The sequence below is a fragment of the Pseudomonas sp. AC083 genome (assembly GCF_979253165.1).
Genome location: NZ_CEEDDH010000221.1, coordinates 1 through 256 on the forward strand (window position 1 = coordinate 1; position 256 = coordinate 256).

The 256-nt window shown below is 46.5% G+C and carries 1 protein-coding gene; it reads right to left on the reverse strand.

Translation table 11 applies throughout. The annotated features are described in order from the left end of the window. Nucleotides 1–256 (reverse strand): transcriptional regulator GutM (locus AC0IXA_RS27780; RefSeq protein WP_471814958.1); only part of this gene is annotated, 256 nt, incomplete at both ends.

The following is a 256-nucleotide window of genomic DNA, read 5'->3' on the forward strand; positions in this document are numbered from 1 at the left end:
GACAAGTGCCTGCTCAGCCGCCATGGATAGTGCTTGCATGACAGCTGGCGTCTTTTTACGTTTTTTCAATGTTTTCTTCATCATGTGGTGCTCGTCCAGCACAGCCCCTACATGCTTTCCTTCATATGAAGGAACTTCTTTAAATTTAGATAAGATCGACACGCCGCCAAGCACATGACATTTTTGAATGATATACGATTCATCCACAATGATGAGCGCAATGGCCCCAGGGCCATCTTTGCGCCGTTCCATTCCT